Source organism: Paenibacillus sp. PAMC 26794 (assembly GCF_000316035.1).
Taxonomy (GTDB): Bacteria; Bacillota; Bacilli; order Paenibacillales; family Paenibacillaceae; genus Paenibacillus.
This window is the reverse complement of record NZ_ANHX01000091.1, coordinates 26,624-43,123: the sequence shown is the minus strand read 5'-3', so window position 1 is coordinate 43,123 and position 16,500 is coordinate 26,624. Positions and strand designations below refer to the sequence as shown.

At 41.6% G+C, this 16,500-nt stretch carries 15 protein-coding genes; all 15 read right to left on the bottom strand.

Annotation, left to right across the window (positions count from 1 at the left end):
- Nucleotides 1-3: 3 nt before the first annotated feature.
- The 15 genes from D829_RS32115 to D829_RS32110 all read right to left on the bottom strand — a co-directional run bounded on the left by D829_RS32115 (nucleotide 4) and on the right by D829_RS32110 (nucleotide 16,471).
- The gene (locus D829_RS32115) at nucleotides 4-1,362 is read right to left on the bottom strand and encodes a protein kinase family protein (protein WP_017692350.1); all 1,359 of its coding nucleotides are present in this window, start codon (nucleotides 1,360-1,362) and stop codon (nucleotides 4-6) included.
- A gap of 38 nt (nucleotides 1,363-1,400) precedes the next feature.
- Nucleotides 1,401-1,682: an EsaB/YukD family protein gene (locus D829_RS0128655; RefSeq protein ID WP_017692349.1), complete on the bottom strand. Its 282-nt coding sequence runs from the start codon at nucleotides 1,680-1,682 to the stop codon at nucleotides 1,401-1,403.
- 18 nt (nucleotides 1,683-1,700) lie between these two features.
- Nucleotides 1,701-2,450 carry a vWA domain-containing protein gene (locus tag D829_RS0128650; RefSeq protein ID WP_017692348.1) on the bottom strand — a complete coding sequence of 250 codons (750 nt, stop codon included), beginning with the start codon at nucleotides 2,448-2,450 and terminating at the stop codon, nucleotides 1,701-1,703.
- A gap of 74 nt (nucleotides 2,451-2,524) precedes the next feature.
- On the bottom strand, nucleotides 2,525-2,794 hold the full coding sequence (locus tag D829_RS0128645; protein WP_017692347.1) for a WXG100 family type VII secretion target: 270 nt from the start codon (nucleotides 2,792-2,794) through the stop codon (nucleotides 2,525-2,527).
- 128 nt (nucleotides 2,795-2,922) lie between these two features.
- On the bottom strand, nucleotides 2,923-6,927 hold the full coding sequence (essC, locus tag D829_RS0128640) for a type VII secretion protein EssC (RefSeq protein WP_017692346.1): 4,005 nt from the start codon (nucleotides 6,925-6,927) through the stop codon (nucleotides 2,923-2,925).
- A 31-nt stretch (nucleotides 6,928-6,958) separates the two neighbouring features.
- Nucleotides 6,959-7,942, bottom strand: coding sequence for a hypothetical protein (locus tag D829_RS0128635; RefSeq protein ID WP_017692345.1), 984 nt, complete (start codon nucleotides 7,940-7,942; stop codon nucleotides 6,959-6,961).
- Nucleotides 7,929-8,477, bottom strand: coding sequence for a hypothetical protein (locus D829_RS0128630; protein WP_017692344.1), 549 nt, complete (start codon nucleotides 8,475-8,477; stop codon nucleotides 7,929-7,931). The genes D829_RS0128635 and D829_RS0128630 overlap by 14 nt, the downstream gene beginning before the upstream one ends.
- A 13-nt stretch (nucleotides 8,478-8,490) precedes the next feature.
- On the bottom strand, nucleotides 8,491-8,871 hold the full coding sequence (locus D829_RS0128625) for a hypothetical protein (protein WP_017692343.1): 381 nt from the start codon (nucleotides 8,869-8,871) through the stop codon (nucleotides 8,491-8,493).
- A 32-nt stretch (nucleotides 8,872-8,903) separates the two neighbouring features.
- Nucleotides 8,904-9,398 (bottom strand): hypothetical protein, encoded by a 495-nt coding sequence (locus tag D829_RS0128620; RefSeq protein ID WP_017692342.1) that lies wholly within the window; start codon nucleotides 9,396-9,398, stop codon nucleotides 8,904-8,906.
- A 27-nt stretch (nucleotides 9,399-9,425) separates the two neighbouring features.
- Nucleotides 9,426-9,902, bottom strand: a complete 477-nt coding sequence (locus D829_RS0128615) for a hypothetical protein (RefSeq protein WP_017692341.1) — start codon at nucleotides 9,900-9,902, stop codon at nucleotides 9,426-9,428.
- Nucleotides 9,903-9,920: 18 nt separating this feature from the next.
- The gene (locus D829_RS0128610; RefSeq protein ID WP_017692340.1) at nucleotides 9,921-11,993 is read right to left on the bottom strand and encodes a hypothetical protein; all 2,073 of its coding nucleotides are present in this window, start codon (nucleotides 11,991-11,993) and stop codon (nucleotides 9,921-9,923) included.
- Nucleotides 11,990-13,897, bottom strand: a complete 1,908-nt coding sequence (locus tag D829_RS0128605) for an ATPase, T2SS/T4P/T4SS family (RefSeq protein ID WP_017692339.1) — start codon at nucleotides 13,895-13,897, stop codon at nucleotides 11,990-11,992. Before D829_RS0128605 ends, D829_RS0128610 begins: the two co-directional genes overlap by 4 nt.
- A gap of 1 nt (nucleotide 13,898) precedes the next feature.
- Complete coding sequence (locus tag D829_RS0128600) at nucleotides 13,899-14,738, bottom strand: hypothetical protein (RefSeq protein ID WP_017692338.1); 840 nt, start codon at nucleotides 14,736-14,738, stop codon at nucleotides 13,899-13,901.
- A 1-nt stretch (nucleotide 14,739) separates the two neighbouring features.
- A complete protein-coding gene (locus D829_RS0128595) occupies nucleotides 14,740-15,423 on the bottom strand; it encodes a hypothetical protein (RefSeq protein WP_017692337.1) in 684 nt (227 codons plus the stop codon).
- Nucleotides 15,424-15,436: 13 nt separating this feature from the next.
- Complete coding sequence (locus tag D829_RS32110; RefSeq protein WP_017692336.1) at nucleotides 15,437-16,471, bottom strand: SAF domain-containing protein; 1,035 nt, start codon at nucleotides 16,469-16,471, stop codon at nucleotides 15,437-15,439.
- Nucleotides 16,472-16,500: the final 29 nt, after the last annotated feature.

Here is a 16,500-nt window from a genome sequence, read left to right as displayed (position 1 = left end):
TCACTATTTAAATAGACCAATAACATAAATAATTAGTGCAAAAACCAGCGCACCAACCGAAGCACCTATTACATAGATCCACATACGGTCATAGGTGGACTGTTTATTCTGTTGGATAAGTTGATTCCAGCCTTTTTTTACGAGAGTCTGCTTAGGTTCAGGGTTAAAGACAGTCTGATCTATGCCTTCTTGCACCTGCTCCATGGCAATGGAGATTTCAACATGAAATGGCGAACGATCGTTAAATTGCTCAATCAGCTTGCCATATTCCCAGAAGGCCGATGTCAGATTCCCCTGACGTTCCAATTGACGGGCACGTGCCAATTGATTCTCTTGGGCGTGACTCAAAGCGTTAACAGCATACTCACTCGGCAAGTGAATAGATTCCTCTGCTGGTTGCTCCAACTCTATTTCCATTTCAGATGTTGAAATCGCCTCTTGCTCCACGAATTGCTTCGCTGAAGCCAGTGCAATCTGCCATTCTCCAAAGGTTGGGCATTGCTGTAGTTGCTCTGCATTCCACAACCGATCTAGCAATGCTGCTACTTCAGGGCCATACTGCTGCTCAAGCGTCGCTTGAAGAAGTACATAGCGCTCACTTTGTTGCTGGATTTCTTGTGGATCAAAATAACTATCTCCCCACGCTTGCTTACATATGTCTGTACTCGACCAAGCCAGCATCTCGGCAAGCAGGATTCCACCAGCAAATCGATCCGCAAGAGGACTCCAGTCCCCATACTCTCTAAGGAAAGCTGCGGTATATCCCGTTGCACCCTCTGGCAGATTATCGGGTTCCTCCAATTGCTTAGCGTACATTCCTTCCACGTCAACTAATTCAACAGACATGTCCTCCGCCTCTTGATTAGGATTGACGATCAGCAGATTAGAAGCTGACAAGTCGGCATGGGCTATGCCAGCTTGCTCCAATACAGCCATGGTAGATACCAAAACCATTGCCAATTTCATTGATTGTTCCCGAGATAATGCTTCTCGGCCAAGCATTAATTCACTCCATGTCACACCATCGATCCATGGCATATGTGCACCGTAAAGTAACTCAGGATAATGTCCGAGCAACTCCATATCTTCTATCGGATTCAATATCATTCGTGACCATACGCTCAGTCCTGAGTGGACTGTGAGGTCTGCCATGAGCTCTGTTAACTTCATGACAGAAGGCTGTCGGAAGGCTGGGCGGAACACCTTCAAGGCACTGTTTTCTCCCGAGCTGTTAATAAGCTTGTATACTGTGCCTTCCCTGCCCTCCTGACCATAAGGCATGCCTTCGAATTGAGGGTGCTGGCCCAGTCTGTAAACTTGGTTTCTGATTCGTAGTTCTGTATTTATATCAGGTGGAAACACGATTCTTGCTCCCCTTTGCACAAAAAAATGATTCGAAATTATATTGTTGAGAAGGAGTTAACCTGCTCAATGCGCAGATAGCTTCCATCCATTGCTTTTACATCCTCCAGAGACTGCTGAAGATCCATGCTATTCCACTCGCTTCCATCACTGCTAAGATAGTAGCGATAGTTGGATGCTTGAAACGTAAGGGCCATACCTTCATTTAATCCTTTGAGCATGGGTTCAAGTAATTCATGCAAAGGTATCGTATTAGGTAGCTCTACATCTGTCTTTTTTCCAGTAGCATCAATAATTAAGGTCAATAATGTTCGATCCATGTGTTCTCCTCCTTACGGTTACATCGGGGTAGAAGCAGACATCTGCAGCCCTAGTGAAATTAGGTCTTTACTTGTACCAGGCAGCATCATAAGTGCACCCTTCTTAATCGAATATCCGGATTCCATCATCATTTCGCGATAGCTTTCAGGTACAACCGAAGACATTCGTTTTAATTTCTCCGAATAGGGATCCACCACGAAGGAATCCGGCATCATCCCTTTCCAAGCTCGTGTATCGCGAATCCGGCTAGTGGAAGCATCCTCTGTAATAAAAATATTTTCGACCAGCACTTGTCCATCAGGGACAGACATGGTTTTGATCCGTTCAACAATCGGTTCAGGATCTTCCCCTGTGTAAATGCCATCAGTCATATGACAGATCAGAGGGGCAGGACAGTGCTCCATGTTACGAAGCTCAGACTGAATAATCTTCTCCGCTTGTTTGAATGCCTTCGCCGTGTCTGTGAATCGTTTCGGGTATAGCGGTGGCAGACTTCCACGATTAGCGATACGATCAATAGATTTAACACCATCTAGTAGATCGTATACTTCATCACTATAGGCAAGAATCGCGATTCGATAACGAGGAGACACTTTTGATCCTTTCGTTGATCGGTAGACGATCTGGCGAATAATCGTCTGAAGTCCCTCGTTAACGATATCCATCCTCCGTTGCCCTTCAAGCTCAAGTGTCATTGAACCGCTAATATCAATTAAATAGATTAGTAAAGCGGGGGTGCTTCCCGTCGCATGTACTGAATAACTCATAGGAATAACCTCACATTTTCATACTCTGGATATAGAAAAAGCCAGGTAAGTTTACCTGGCTTCTTATGTAACTACTACTGTTGGTCTGCTTGTCTGAAGCGATCTGCAATGGATTTCAATTCTGTACCTACTGCACGAAGCATTTCAACGTACACTGTCATGTTCTTTTTATCGGATTCGTATCTATTGTAAAATCCTTGGGAGGTCATACCTTCCCATCCGCCTTGCAAGGATTGCATCAAGGAGTTCAACTGTTGTGCCAGTTGCTCACTTTCTTGCGCTCCTTGGTCAAACTTCGATGCAGCATTATCCATCTCTTCAGGTGTAATCTGAATCTTTGCCATTCTTATCTTCCCCTTTATACCATTTTTATAAATTTTACCCATTAACTATTGTATACAAAGAACTAGTGAATTGCCAAACAATTTTTGGGAAAAAAGACTCATTTATGAGTCTTTTTTCCTTTAATGACTTAATTTACGACAAGAACTGCGTTTCTATTTATTTCCTCTACTTGTTCTGCTACTTGAGCAACCCCATTGGCAAATGCATGTACTGCTTTCACACTTACGAATTTCCGCTTAATATAGTAACCTTCTCCATCCGGCAGTACTCGACTACCTGAGACAAAAGGAACTTTAATATTAAACAGCTCAGTATCTGTAGATTCAGCCGTACCCAACAACCAACCGATCTGACCAGATTTAATCTCTTTCATCCACTCATCATAATTACGGTTAATGGCATTGGCTTGCCCAGAAACGATAATATAGACACCGTGCTCTCGTCCGTTTCGGGTGATGTATTCCAGATGACCTGTGATCGTTCTGGAGATACGCTTAGCTAGGAAATCAACATCATCCATCATTAGAACCATCTTCGGAGCGAATTCATCTGGATCAGCAACTCTCTCTTCCAGTTTCGTACGTAGATTTTCGATCATTTCTTCCATCGTTGCCTCATTGGTTGCAAATGCCACCGTATGATTTAATTCCTTCAGTGCTCCCAATCCTTGAGGCGTGCGTCTAAAGTCGCATAGATACAGTTCAAGCTCATCCGGCGAATACTTCATGGCTGATATCAATCCTATTGTGACGAGCAATGACGTTTTACCAGATTCCATTCTTCCGGCAACTATGAAATATGGACCATCCGCTTCCATATCCCATCCCAACATTCTCAAACTATCAATGTTCATATGAACGGGTAGCGTAGGGGCAGACACAATATTAATATCTTTCAACACTTCTGGAATAGCAATGACCTCAGGTAATACTCGAATGGACTCTGGTTTAGCAGTCGTACAAGCAACGTCAATTACTGCAAACTGTTCGCGCAATAACTTGGCACGGGAAGACTCATTCACCGCATTAATGGATAACGCCGTTTGGAACTCATATGGAGGGATTGTTCCCTTCACAAAGGCCCTTCCTTCCGGCATCTGTGTTGGTGCTTTGTTCAGCCTTCCTACGGCATAGTTATAGTCCCCTGCATCTGCAAGCATATATGAGACAGCATTCGGAAAGTTACTGCGGATTCGTTCCAACATATCGGAAATACGGTTGATCGTTGCTACAAAGTATATGCCTAGTCCCGGACCTTCACGCAGCAGAGGATCCAGCTTCTCATGAAGCTTCTCGAACTGCCCTCGGAAACTAACATAGCTATCGATAATAACAAGTATGGCCGGCAGCGTATTTCCAGTTTCGGAACAGTAAGACAATCTGGATTTTACTCCTGTTTCAGCAAACAGCGTTTTACGCTTACTAATGGTCTCTTCCAGATAATTGAACAATCGGTTCATCTTCTCTTCCTGATCATCCTGAATGACATCCGCTACATGAGGCAATAGAGTATAATCCTTAAGCATTCTTCCGAAATCGAGCGCATAGATATTCACATCACTAGGTGTCGTTTCCATTGCCAGTGAATAGAGCAAGGTCTGGATAAATGTTGTTTTCCCCGTACCTGGCATACCATATATTAGCCAATGTCCTGATTCGAGATCGATCCGAAGTGGAAATTGTCTTTGGTTCACTACATCATCAATAAGTCCAACTTGCGGATTCAAAATTTTACCTGGTTCACTGGAACTAACAGCCAGATCTTCCAAGGTCAGATGATTAGGCAATGGCTCCAGCCAAGGACCTGGTAGACGCTGAATACCTTCTCGTTCTGCTTTCATCGCGATATGCTCAATAAGAACGTTTAATTGTTTTTTACTGAGCGTCTTTTCTTCAGAAGGTTTTGTGTCCTGAAGCAACTCGAGCTGGTCTCTTAACTTGGTCTTGCGTCCATCTAATTCATAAGCATACATATTGCGGTCAGATTGCGTAATACTCTGATCTGGTCGATACGGAGCACCGCTCCATGCGAATTGAACAGATTCAAATACTTCATTACTGCCGACCTGCAGAAAACCACGACCCGGGTTTGTAATATGAGCAGCATCCGGAATTCGGATCATCTCACGACTATCACTTTCGTCCTGAACCCGAAGGCAGACTTTATAACGGGAGTTACTCCAGATTTTATCATCTACAACGCCGCCTGGTTTCTGGGTTGCCAAGAGCAGATGCACACCCAATGTCCGACCAATAGCCGCAATGGAAACCAATTCACTCATGAACTCCGGTTGGTCTTTTTTCAGTTGTGCAAACTCATCGATGACAATGAATAGATGCGGGAGAGGATCTCGATCTTTCCACTCTGTAAGATAATATTCGTCAATATGCTGTACATTACCAGCAGCAATGAATAACCGCTGTCTTCGTTTAAGCTCTGCTTTAAGGGAAACCTTAGAACGTTCAATTAATCCTTCTTCTTCCAGATTGGTTACTGTGGCAATAACGTGAGGCAATTCCTGGAACGTATTGGACATACCCCCACCTTTATAGTCAATCAGCATAAACGCCATATCATGGGGATGATATTCAACCGCAAGTGATGCAATAATGGATTGAATAACTTCACTTTTACCTGAACCGGTTGTTCCTGCCATAAGTCCGTGAGGACCATGTCCTTTACGCTCGATCTTGTCATGAAGGTTCAGCAGAACCGGCTTTTTCCCCCCTCTAACACCCACAGGGAAAGGCAGGGTATTGGGATAACGTGACTTCTGCCAATTGTTTTCCACATGAAACTGTTCGATATTCTGTATTCCAAATAGTTCAAACAACGTCAGTACATTTACAATCTCATCCGCAGAATTTCGCTTGATCCGATACGGAGCAATCTGACGTGCAAATTGATCTGCTTGTTCCATTGTCATCTGATCTGATTTGAAGGGTTGTACAAATGGGATCTCATCCTTAGGCTTGGCATAGGTAGCATCGCCAGCGGAACCCCCCGTTACATTCGTTGAACGCATGACCCCTTCAGCCGAATGTAAATCAATAACCAGTTCACATTCCTTCGGAAGAACATCCTTGCTCGGTGCAAGTACGATGCTGCAGACACCGATGACCTCCGAGCTCTTCATCATCAAAGGAAGAATAGGCTCATGCTCCAGCATCTCAATAAACGGCAGGAAACACACGTAAAACGGGAGTGCTTTCTCCCCCTTGTTCAACCATTGGCGACGCTGTAACATTGTAAATAATTGCTCCATTAATTGAGGTTGATATCCACGTTCTTCGAACAGATATCTGCCCGAACGGGTGTCGTTCCACACATGGGGAATCCACCTCATCCAGTCCCAATTTTCTCGCTGTATCTTATTCATAAATACGGCCATTTTAAGCTCGTCAGGTGCATGATGTGCCGCAAGTTGGGTCACAACAGTACGACAGAACATATTCAGTTCTTCTTCGTCGCCAACAAGTCCGATAATGCGATATTTACTCAAGTCTAACAGGGCGGGTGCATTCGTAATTGTAGTGAATTTCTCCGTCATTTCTCTCGCTTTTTCAAGCATCGGATCCTTCTCGACTCCATTTTGCTTAGGTACCGTAATGTCGAAGTTACTTGGCACGGTTCCAATGCCGACGCGGACTTTCAAGAAGTCAAAATCCTGTGGAATTCGCTCCCATACCGAAGAGCTTCGCTCCTTGACCATATTGATACAAAATTGTGGATCCAAATGGGTTTGGTGCCAGTTCAAAATCAATTCGTTCTTCCAGTTCTGCAGCGTTTCCCTGTTCTCATTAATGTGATTGTCGTATAAACGTTCACGATCTTTAATTTTCTTGCGATGCTTTGCTTTATTCTGGAAATGAACCAGTACAGGTACAAAATATGAAACAACCATCATACAGAGGGAAATCATCTGTACGGTTACAAATTGCCCATTCCCCCGACTTTGGTAAAAAGTCATCATTGCCGCCCCACCTGCAACTGTAACCATGATGGGAACCATAATCGAGATAATGTTCAATTGTGGTGGTTGAGGAAGTGAGGGCGGGGAGAAAATTTCTACTTCCTCTCCCGATGTTTCCTTAATAATCCTAGGCGATCTCTTATAAAAAAAATGGGACATGCTCCGTCTGCCTCCTCTTCAACGTATTTTTTTAGCGATTCATGCAACCCTTTGGATAATAACCTGCTGCTGCTGCATCTCTTTCACTTGAGAAGGTCTCATCTTCCCGATAACCATAAGAACATGTACTAGGGTAATAATATTTAATACCGGTTGTCAGATCGACAGCGCCTTTAATCTCTGTTTTCTTGACCAGTCGGCCTCCACCAAGAGCATAGTTGTTATAGAATTGGTCCCCTATCGGAATTCCTTGGATAAATGCCATAATTCCAATGTCATCGATGGAGTTGATCCATTCTTCCTGTGAAATTTGTGGAAGGCTAAAGGTATAATGGACTCCGTACCGAGTCGCGTACTCATTATGTTTGTTTATATAATAAGCCAGATCCTGTTGAATACTTTTCACGATGACACTTTTTCGCATCGCTTCAAAATTGGCTGCATTGTCTAATAAAGGAATGTTGGTTGTGCCCTCCAAATCTTCACGGAACCCTTCAACCCAAGCCTTTGCGTAAGAATCATACGCATATACATAACTGTCCAACGTGAAATTAATACTGTTACCTCTGTCGTCCGAGTACGAATATGGTTTCTTCGGTCTCCACATATGCTTGAATACCCTCTCGCCATTGGCATCCCTGTACTCATCCACTGCGTACAAGTCATAGCCATCGTAATCAATGACGGCAACTGCTGGAATATATCCCGCAAGAGCTCCCTGTCTAACAGGGTCATTGACAACATCAAAATTCAAATAGAGTGTGCGAAAGAAAGTGTCCAGCGCTCTCTCTTTATTCGCAAAGAAGAATTTTCTCGACTGATAACCCGCCTCATATTCTTGGAGTACATTCATATTTAACATCTGAGAAGCATCCTGAACTGCAGTATGCAGTGAAGCTGAATATTGATCAGATAAGGCCTGAGCCGTTTTTTGGTCTCCTGTTCGAAAATCCATGACTAGATAAAAAGGGACAAAGATACAGATAAACAATATTGCCAGATTAGTAATCTTCATTGATTACCATTCCCCCGTAAGGAACATAGACCTTAACGTTGCCATCCGTGATGCCTCCAGTAAAAACATCACTAAGGATTGTAGCCATGGTGCGATTAACATTTTTCACTTTCACGGTGAAGAAGTCACCTACCGCCATGACATATCTACGATTCAGATCAGATGCTGGGCTATTGGGAAACAACCTCTGCATAATTTCCTGATTATAATGACCATCGAAGTAGGTCGTGAAACTATCACGGAATGTAGCCGGATTAGCCGGATCGGTATATTCCGGATTATATTTCTTGTGTAAATGTTCCATCTGGATGTCATACTGATTGCCCGTAGCTCCGAGCTTTTGGTTAAACTCTAGATACATCTCAGGAGTGATATACCCCTTGGTTCTAGCGGAATCCACGAATGTAGTCACAGCTGAGTGGATAACGATCTGAGACAAGTCATCCTGTCTTTGAGCCTGTTGGTACAACGGATACAAGAATAACAACACGATGGCAATGAAAATGCCTAATATTTTGGAGAAAGAGTTTTCCACACTAGCTCACCCTTTATGTAAAAACAATGGTTTGTACTTTGCCTTGACTGTCTCGAATATATGAAACAACATAGGTTCGATTGAGATCGACTCCTGATACATCAATACTTTCAATATCATCTGAACTATAGAAGTATTTATTAACTACACGAATATTGGCGTCCAAGGTTTTCATTTGTCTTATGCTTTGAAGAACCTCTGCACCCGTGTATGTAACTTGCTCCGTAATTTCAAGACTTGTGAACAACCTTCGCTCTTCATTTACTGCGGATTTATGCGTAACGTTAACTGCCGCATCCTGAGACTGAATGCCTCCAAGAGCGAACATGCAAGCCACAATCAGAATGCTAATTTCAGCCACGACCAGTATGAACTTTTCCATCGTTTCGCTCATTGGAGACCTCCTTCGACTTAAATCAGAACTATCTAATTTTGTTGCACAAATTTAATAGCTCTAATCATGTTATTGCCATCTCTCACTATACTAGATATAAATTTTCCACTTGGATTAATATATTGGGCACTCGCCTGATTCTCAGCATCCACTAAACTTGTCTTTTTATCTCGATCAATATTCATAGAAGTTACTACACCACTTTCAACCCCAAAAGTATTACCATAATAGTTACCTACGGTATCACCCCCAGCTCTCTGTTTCCCTGTTATAACTTGTATACCAAACTGCTCCTGATTCATATATTGCCGTATCGCATTCAACACCTGACTTCCTGACAACGTAGTATTGCTATACGTCTGATACTCCGTATCCGACAGTTGTGTTGTAATCGCGGCCATCTTGGTCTGTCCCTGTTTTGCTGCATCCTGCGATGAAATCGTAATAATAACTACAATCGTAATCAACATAATTGTTAGGAATATGCCCGCCGCTACTCGAATACCGACGCCTGTATTCTCTTCCAAGTTTATCAGCCCTCACTTTTATTTTGGCTATTCTTGTTCAAAAACAATGCCTCTAATCATATTATTCTTATCTCTTACAATAGAAGATCTAAACTTCCCACTTGGATTAATATATTCATTGGCAGATTGCTTCTCAGCATTAGCAAGGCTCAAAGTACCACCACTATTGGGAGTTATCTCTCCGATGTCGTTAAATACATCGCCGTAAAAAGTACCTTTAGGCTGTGTAGGTTTTTGTTTTCCCGTGATGACCTGCACACCAAATTGTTCCTGATTCATATATTGCCTTACTGCATTCAGAACCTGACTGCCTGACAAAGTCGTATTGCTATATGTCTGATACTCCGTATCAGACAGCTGAGTTGTAATTGCAGCCATCTTTGTCTGTCCCTGTTTTGCCGCATCCTGCGATGAAATCGTAATAATAACTACAATTGTAATCAACATAATGGTGAGGAATATCCCGGCTGCGACCCGTATTCCGACGCCTGTATTTTCTTCCATGAAAAAATCAATCCCCTCTTAAATAGTTTGTAATTGTGTTGATATATCACTTAGTTGTTTGAATGACATGTAAAGGAATGGGAAGACCAGATATAGTGCAATCAGCAGTGCACCTGGTGTCCAGCCAAATAACTTGCCATACGATGTTTTCTTTCGAATCAAACGCTCAAGGCGTTCCTTCTTCTGCTCAGCATAGTACTCTTGTTCCATCTCCAGATCGTCAAACGCTTCACGTAACGATAGCTTATCTACCGCCTGCATTAGACGTTTCACGATTCTACCAAACGAATCGAACGGCGCATCCGATTTCAGCATTTTCAAGGCTTCCTCTGCACCACTATCATAATTGAGCAGACATTTTTGTAGCGCTGGTCTGAAAATGATACTGTATCGTTCCATCCACTCAAGTACAGTCTCCACAGAGATCCGTTCAAATTCACACAGAATCGAGATTAGCACATGGAATTGGTCCACTTCATTTTGCATTTCCAATGCGCGTAACCGACGCTGAAATTGTAAAATCCATATGGTGATGTAATACCCTGTAACTCCAAAGCCTATAGCGATAAGGAGTTCCCACCATTTTAGATACTCGTTGTTCACAACAGTTACTTTACCGATAATCCGATTGACAGTATTATTCATAGCCACATCTGTTAATGGCTCATTTGAATGAGTTTCTATGGACTGAACAACCTGTTCTCGCGTCAGATCTTTATTCGTCCGAAGATCTTCGATAATTTGGTTGTCCATTGTCGTTACCTGATTAGCACGCTCCAATTCATCAGCATTCATATATCCAAGAATGTTCGTTGCTTCTGACGTCGGTTTGCTGAATATATGGTGTACGCTGTTGTAATGTAAAAACACAGAGAACACAATTACACCAATAAACGCGGAGACAGAGATAACGATTCGGTGGATATACAACCATTCCAATGTTAGATGAGAGTTTGCCTCTTTGAGGAGCATGTTGGTTCGATGATGCTTCCTCGTATTTGGTGACGGGACCAATCGATCCACGATCCACTTGACCCAAGACCAAGAATATGCTTTCTTTTCCCACTCTTTTCGCGGACCTTTAGCTACATATTTGGCTTCATCATTCTCCGATAATTTACGAATTAGCAAGTAACAGATTACAGCTGAAGCGTATATGAACATTCGAACTAAAAAACCAATTCTGCTGTCATAGAACTCTGTCGTAATTGGAAAATAGTTTTCCGCCCAACGCTGCAACGGAAACGACAGCAGGATTGGAATAAGTGCAAGTAAGGTCAATCCGCCTAATTTGTAACGTAATTTTTGCCTTCTCATCAGGTCATATCTGATCTCTTGCACAAATTTATTAATGGCATTCAGATACATGGAGCCCTTTGGAACGTTGCGGTCACCGTACTCCATAATCAAATGTGACACTCCGGAAAAAACTTTCAAATAACGGTTAGGCGCAACCGCATAGTATTTTTCCAGCTCTCGAGCAGGATCCTTGGATGTTAATACTTCGTGAATCCTCTCTGTCTGGAGCTTGATGTCATGTGGTGACGATTGTGCAGCCTGGTACAAGGCCTCATCAACCATCCTCACTTCCTGATAATGATGACGATCATCCTCCAGAACGTTCGAGAACTGTTTTAACAGACGATCTTCAACCCGGTTCACAAAAATATCAATGCACAATTCGTTTATAACGATAGCTGCTAACGCTCCAAAGAATAATGCCATCCAACTTTTACTGATTATTGCCAGTACAATAAGACCAATAATGATAGATCCTAGCGTCAAATAGGTAATTCGCATCGTTTCTTTACGCAATGAATACTCATCGTAGGTGTTGATCGCAGTCAGACGTTTACGAATCTTCAGAATCTGTGACTTGACGATCGGAACCTTGATCAGTTGATGATATGATTTCTGGTAAAACACCAACAATTGTCGTGGTGTTTTTCCTGTTACATTTTTAGAAGAAGGCCATACATTCTCACGATTCTTCTTCCGCTTGCGATCTTTGAGAATAAGATAAAGAAGTATTCCGCCCGAAATAAGCAGGGCACCGCCCGCAATGGCAAAAATCCATATCCACTTATTCATTGAGCCTGCCCCCAGTGTGCATTCAGAAACTGTCCGAAGTTCTCACGATCTTCCTCGTTCATGTTTAACAACATTTTTTCAATTTTTTCAGGAGAGATTGGAGACACAGCAACGTATTCACCATTACGGTATTCAATGATATTTCGTGCATTCCATACTCTTCCGCTATTTCTTCTGTACACTTCTCTTTGAAGATTGACCAAAGCGTCCAACTTGCTCTCAATAGAATCATCTTTAGATAACACTTCTTCATGCTCCAACGTATCCGATTCAAATCGAACAGGTGTGATCTCAGTTATTCGCTCAATGTAACGTTTACCGTTCATTTCCTTACGCATGTGAACATCCCATTGCACCGCATTTGCTACCTGTTCTTCTGCGATACGTTCATTCTGAAACACACCGGTTTTGAGCAATGAGTTCCGCAAAGACCATACCAATTCACGTGCAGAGGTCGCATGATGTGTAAAGATCGTAAACAGACTTGCTACCTGCGACATCTGAATCATCCAAGCTGCCACGGGGTCCGTAGCGACCTCCCCCAGAATGTTTACGGAACCATCCGTTTTTTTCTGAAGGTCTAGTCCAGCTTGTCCAGCAATGTTCTCGGTTTCTCGCAATGCTAGTGAGTTACGTTGTGGATATAGTCTTCTTAGATGCAGCTCAAATGTCATCTCTTGAATCCTCAAAGTTAACGTAGCGTATATGTATTTAACTGAGGCCATGACCAAAGATGTCTTTCCTGAACCCTGAGGTCCAGTAAATGCAGTAACCTGCGCACCTTTCATCAGGTACTTAATCATATCTCTAGCTAATTCAGCATTTACGGCATCTTTGGATGAGATCAGATGATCCAATTTCATATTAGGTAGATCAAACTTCCTAACAAAAAATGCCCAACTCTCTGCAAACGGCGGTCGAACAACCACGACCCTGGATCCATCTTTCATTTCATTGACTTTAAAACCGTTCGTCTCCGTTAGTTGACCTGGATTGTCATACTTATAGATGTTCTGACATACCCTTTTCAATTCTAGGTCAGTTTCAAAACTTAAAAACGATAAATGTATAGATTTACCTCGAAAGAAAATCCATACGCTCTGGTACCCCGGATACTTATATTGCTTCATTCCTTGCAATAATGAAATCTCATCTTCAACAATCTGCATATTGGTAGGAACACCTGATACCCCACCAGATACGCCATCAATGGACATATCACGAATTTCGTCAATAACGCCAAACCCTTTATAATGCTGGTATACACGCTGCACAACGATAGCTAACTTATCATCAAACTCCAAACCACCACGTGCTTCTTTGACAAAAATGGAGTCAATCTCATCACCTGTGATTACATATGAATCTACCGTTCCATCTTCAATAACTTTTTTTGGTTGATCCAATTGATACTTATCGATTAACTTGGATAGACCTTGAAATCCGTGCTTCTTTTTATATAAATGAAGCAAAATATCAAATTTATCTTGTTGTGTTAATTGATCTTCATCCTCAAAAGGAATGATTCTATCGATATTATCATCGTTAAAACCATAATTACGTTCCAAAAGATCAGATATAAATTGCTTAAGATAAATCTTCTCTTGTATGTCACCTGAAGTCGCATTTTTCATGGCACTTCTTAGCTCAGCTACAACTCCCAGACGACGATTGTATTCCTCGCTTGTCATTCCCATATCCAACAAGTTACTATTTACGTACTCATTAATCATGGTTTTAACGTATTCAAGAAGATAATCAAATTGGAACCGTTCTTCATTTTCATTTTTCTGACGTGTTCCAACCTGACCAGGTTTTCTGTTCAGCTTCAAGAATAAATACGCAATTAAAACAGCTACGATCAAAACAATTGCGAGGAAATTAATGGTGAAATTCAGTCCCATCTTAATTCCCTCTTTCAATTCGCTTCAGTTTGGTGTTAATACCAATCTCATGCAGTATTGTTTTTGCAGCACGGCCAACTTCCTGTATGAAGTAATGATTTTCATGACTGCTGCCGACAAATCGATTTCTAGCAAAGAAACCTTTAATGTCACCATCATTTAAATGATCTTTGAAGCTTGTATTATAGGGAATTGTCAATATAGGAGCTTTGAGCTTGTACTTGTTGGCTATATTTTTGATCTTATATTTTGACATAGGATCATACTGCGTCATAAGAAGCAGATGTGGCTTTTCTTCAAGTACCTCTGGCCAATGCTTCCTTTGATTGTCAAAATATTTTTCTAGTACACTTATATTTTGATTCACACAGATAACCACCAAATCTGCATCCCTGATCAGGCTGTTAGAGACCTCGTTATCCTGCCCACTTCTAGCATCCAAAAGTGAAATGCCATAGTATTCTGCCGCCATACGAAATACCATATTCACAGCTTCGATCGAACCCTGTTGTGGTCGATTAAGACGTTCACTTCCCCAAAGAAGGTCCAAACGATTCCGCTCTACCATTAGTGTATAATTTTTAACACTATTGCGTTCAAGCTTACTGCTCTTCGCAACACGCTCTAATGAGTCGAGCCCCAATCCACCAATGGCAAAAAATTGCCGATTATATTGATTAATTGTTTTATTGAAAAACCGCTCCATATCACCGTCCGTCCGCTGCGGCTGAGATACTAAAGTTCTCACATCATACTCCAACCCGATAAATGCAGCCAAAGCAGCGGTTGCACTGGTTACGCCTAATCCATGCTGCATACCCCATAATGCAATTTTACCCATGTTAATTACTCCTTTCGGCCCGCTTCCATAATGCGTTAACTTTTGACGTTTCCAACCCTAGGATGAACTCTATCGCCTGTTTAATGACTAGCTTGTATGAACTGGACATACGTTTGACCATGACTGTATTTTTATATTGATTAATAATCTTCAGTGTCTGATCACGTTCATCAGGATAATAAACAAGACTCTCTTTCCACAATAAAGGTAGTTCGTCCAGCAGACTATCCATATATTTTTCGTCCAGATGATTACTAACCTCATAAATAATTTTCGTTACCGGAAGGTTAACAGAGGATAACTTTTCTCCCTGGAAGTATGCGCGAATAAGGTTAACGTTTTTCTGAATAACAGGATTCTCATAGGAAGTCACAACATAAACAAAATCCACTTCTGGCCAATCAACCAACGAAGCCTCGTCATTACAATCTATGAGTACAAAATCATATTTCTGTTCTTCCAGATTATGCATCAGGTCCTCATATGAATGGACATCTTCCATAACATCAAATTGATCATGAGTGTTCATCGTGAGAGAATGATCAATTTTAGGGAATACGAACTCATAATCCTTATTTTGCGTTGCGTCTACAATCAGAACCCGATGATCCATTGACAACAATTTACCAAGGTACATCATAAAATCCGTTTTATCATAGTGGCCCATAACAAGTATTTGTTTCATCTTGGTCTCCTTATTACTGTGCAGGTTCACGTGTATTGCTATCATTGAAAATACTACCTGAGTCTGAAGTTGCATTTGGTGTATTCCCAGTATTACTTTGCTGATTCATATCCGCTGAATTTTCATTTATCAGAGAATTATCTTGCTGGGATGTTGTTCCGTTCCCTTGTCCTTCTGTCTCCGTAATGTACTCCCTTGAGTTCATCTCCGTCGTATTACGTCCACTGATATACTTTTGTCTATCTTCATCACTCATGGACTGAAGATCTTGTTCTAATTTTGCTCTTACTTGTCGTTCGAGAGCCGTGGTTGCCAATCCAATAATATTAGGATTAGATTCAATGAGATCCAATACTTTAGGATTAGATGGATAGTTGATGATTGCACCATCTTGCATGTAAGGATCTACATAACTTAATGCATAGATAGAGGCATCATTGATGTAAGCATCTACAATAGCACTTGACATCGTCAAAATTTCTTTTTCAGTCATTTTGTACCATATCGTCCCATTATTTAAATCTTCTACTTTTTTCTTAGAAAGTACTATGTAATCCTGACCTGTTGCAAAACGAATCCGAACATCTACAAATTCATCTTTTCTCAACTTTAAAGGAAGCTGTACTAGACTAAACTCTTGGTTTCTAAGGTCATTCGGTGTTATTCCATCTTCAAACAACATTGGTGTGGTGATAATAGAGTTTTTCTGAAGATCAATCTTAATCCTTTTCCCTACAATCTCTGCTTGCTCTACTGTATTTTGGGGTACCGTACTAACCGGTACAACTAGAGAACTCACGTCATCTTCTGTAATTAAATCTCCGGCCTTATGATCATCATTCAGTACGATCACTTTCATCTTATCTTCATTCAACTTCTTCTGTGCATCTTGAAGTTGTTGCTCAATCTGAAGTGTTCGCTCAACATATCTTCCTTGAATATAGTCAATAATAAAATAGCCAGCGATAACACAAACAAATAAAATGATCGCACCCCCAATGGAAGCGGACAGAAGCAACTGCTTCTGCCTAAAACGAATCTTAGACATAACGAACTCCTCTCAATCCAACATGATTA

What these genes read in the sequence shown, in the direction of transcription:
- D829_RS0128605 (WP_017692339.1), bottom strand. Translation starts at nt 13,897, where the DNA reads ATGGGACTGAATTTCACCATTAATTTCCTCGCAATTGTTTTGATCGTA.
- D829_RS0128635 (WP_017692345.1), bottom strand. Translation starts at nt 7,942, where the DNA reads ATGAAGATTACTAATCTGGCAATATTGTTTATCTGTATCTTTGTCCCT.
- D829_RS0128615 (WP_017692341.1), bottom strand. Translation starts at nt 9,902, where the DNA reads ATGGAAGAAAATACAGGCGTCGGAATACGGGTCGCAGCCGGGATATTC.
- D829_RS0128610 (WP_017692340.1), bottom strand. Translation starts at nt 11,993, where the DNA reads ATGAATAAGTGGATATGGATTTTTGCCATTGCGGGCGGTGCCCTGCTT.
- D829_RS0128645 (WP_017692347.1), bottom strand. Translation starts at nt 2,794, where the DNA reads ATGGCAAAGATTCAGATTACACCTGAAGAGATGGATAATGCTGCATCG.
- D829_RS0128595 (WP_017692337.1), bottom strand. Translation starts at nt 15,423, where the DNA reads ATGAAACAAATACTTGTTATGGGCCACTATGATAAAACGGATTTTATG.
- D829_RS32110 (WP_017692336.1), bottom strand. Translation starts at nt 16,471, where the DNA reads ATGTCTAAGATTCGTTTTAGGCAGAAGCAGTTGCTTCTGTCCGCTTCC.
- D829_RS0128600 (WP_017692338.1), bottom strand. Translation starts at nt 14,738, where the DNA reads ATGGGTAAAATTGCATTATGGGGTATGCAGCATGGATTAGGCGTAACC.
- D829_RS0128650 (WP_017692348.1), bottom strand. Translation starts at nt 2,450, where the DNA reads ATGAGTTATTCAGTACATGCGACGGGAAGCACCCCCGCTTTACTAATC.
- D829_RS0128655 (WP_017692349.1), bottom strand. Translation starts at nt 1,682, where the DNA reads ATGGATCGAACATTATTGACCTTAATTATTGATGCTACTGGAAAAAAG.
- essC (WP_017692346.1), bottom strand. Translation starts at nt 6,927, where the DNA reads ATGTCCCATTTTTTTTATAAGAGATCGCCTAGGATTATTAAGGAAACA.
- D829_RS0128625 (WP_017692343.1), bottom strand. Translation starts at nt 8,871, where the DNA reads ATGAGCGAAACGATGGAAAAGTTCATACTGGTCGTGGCTGAAATTAGC.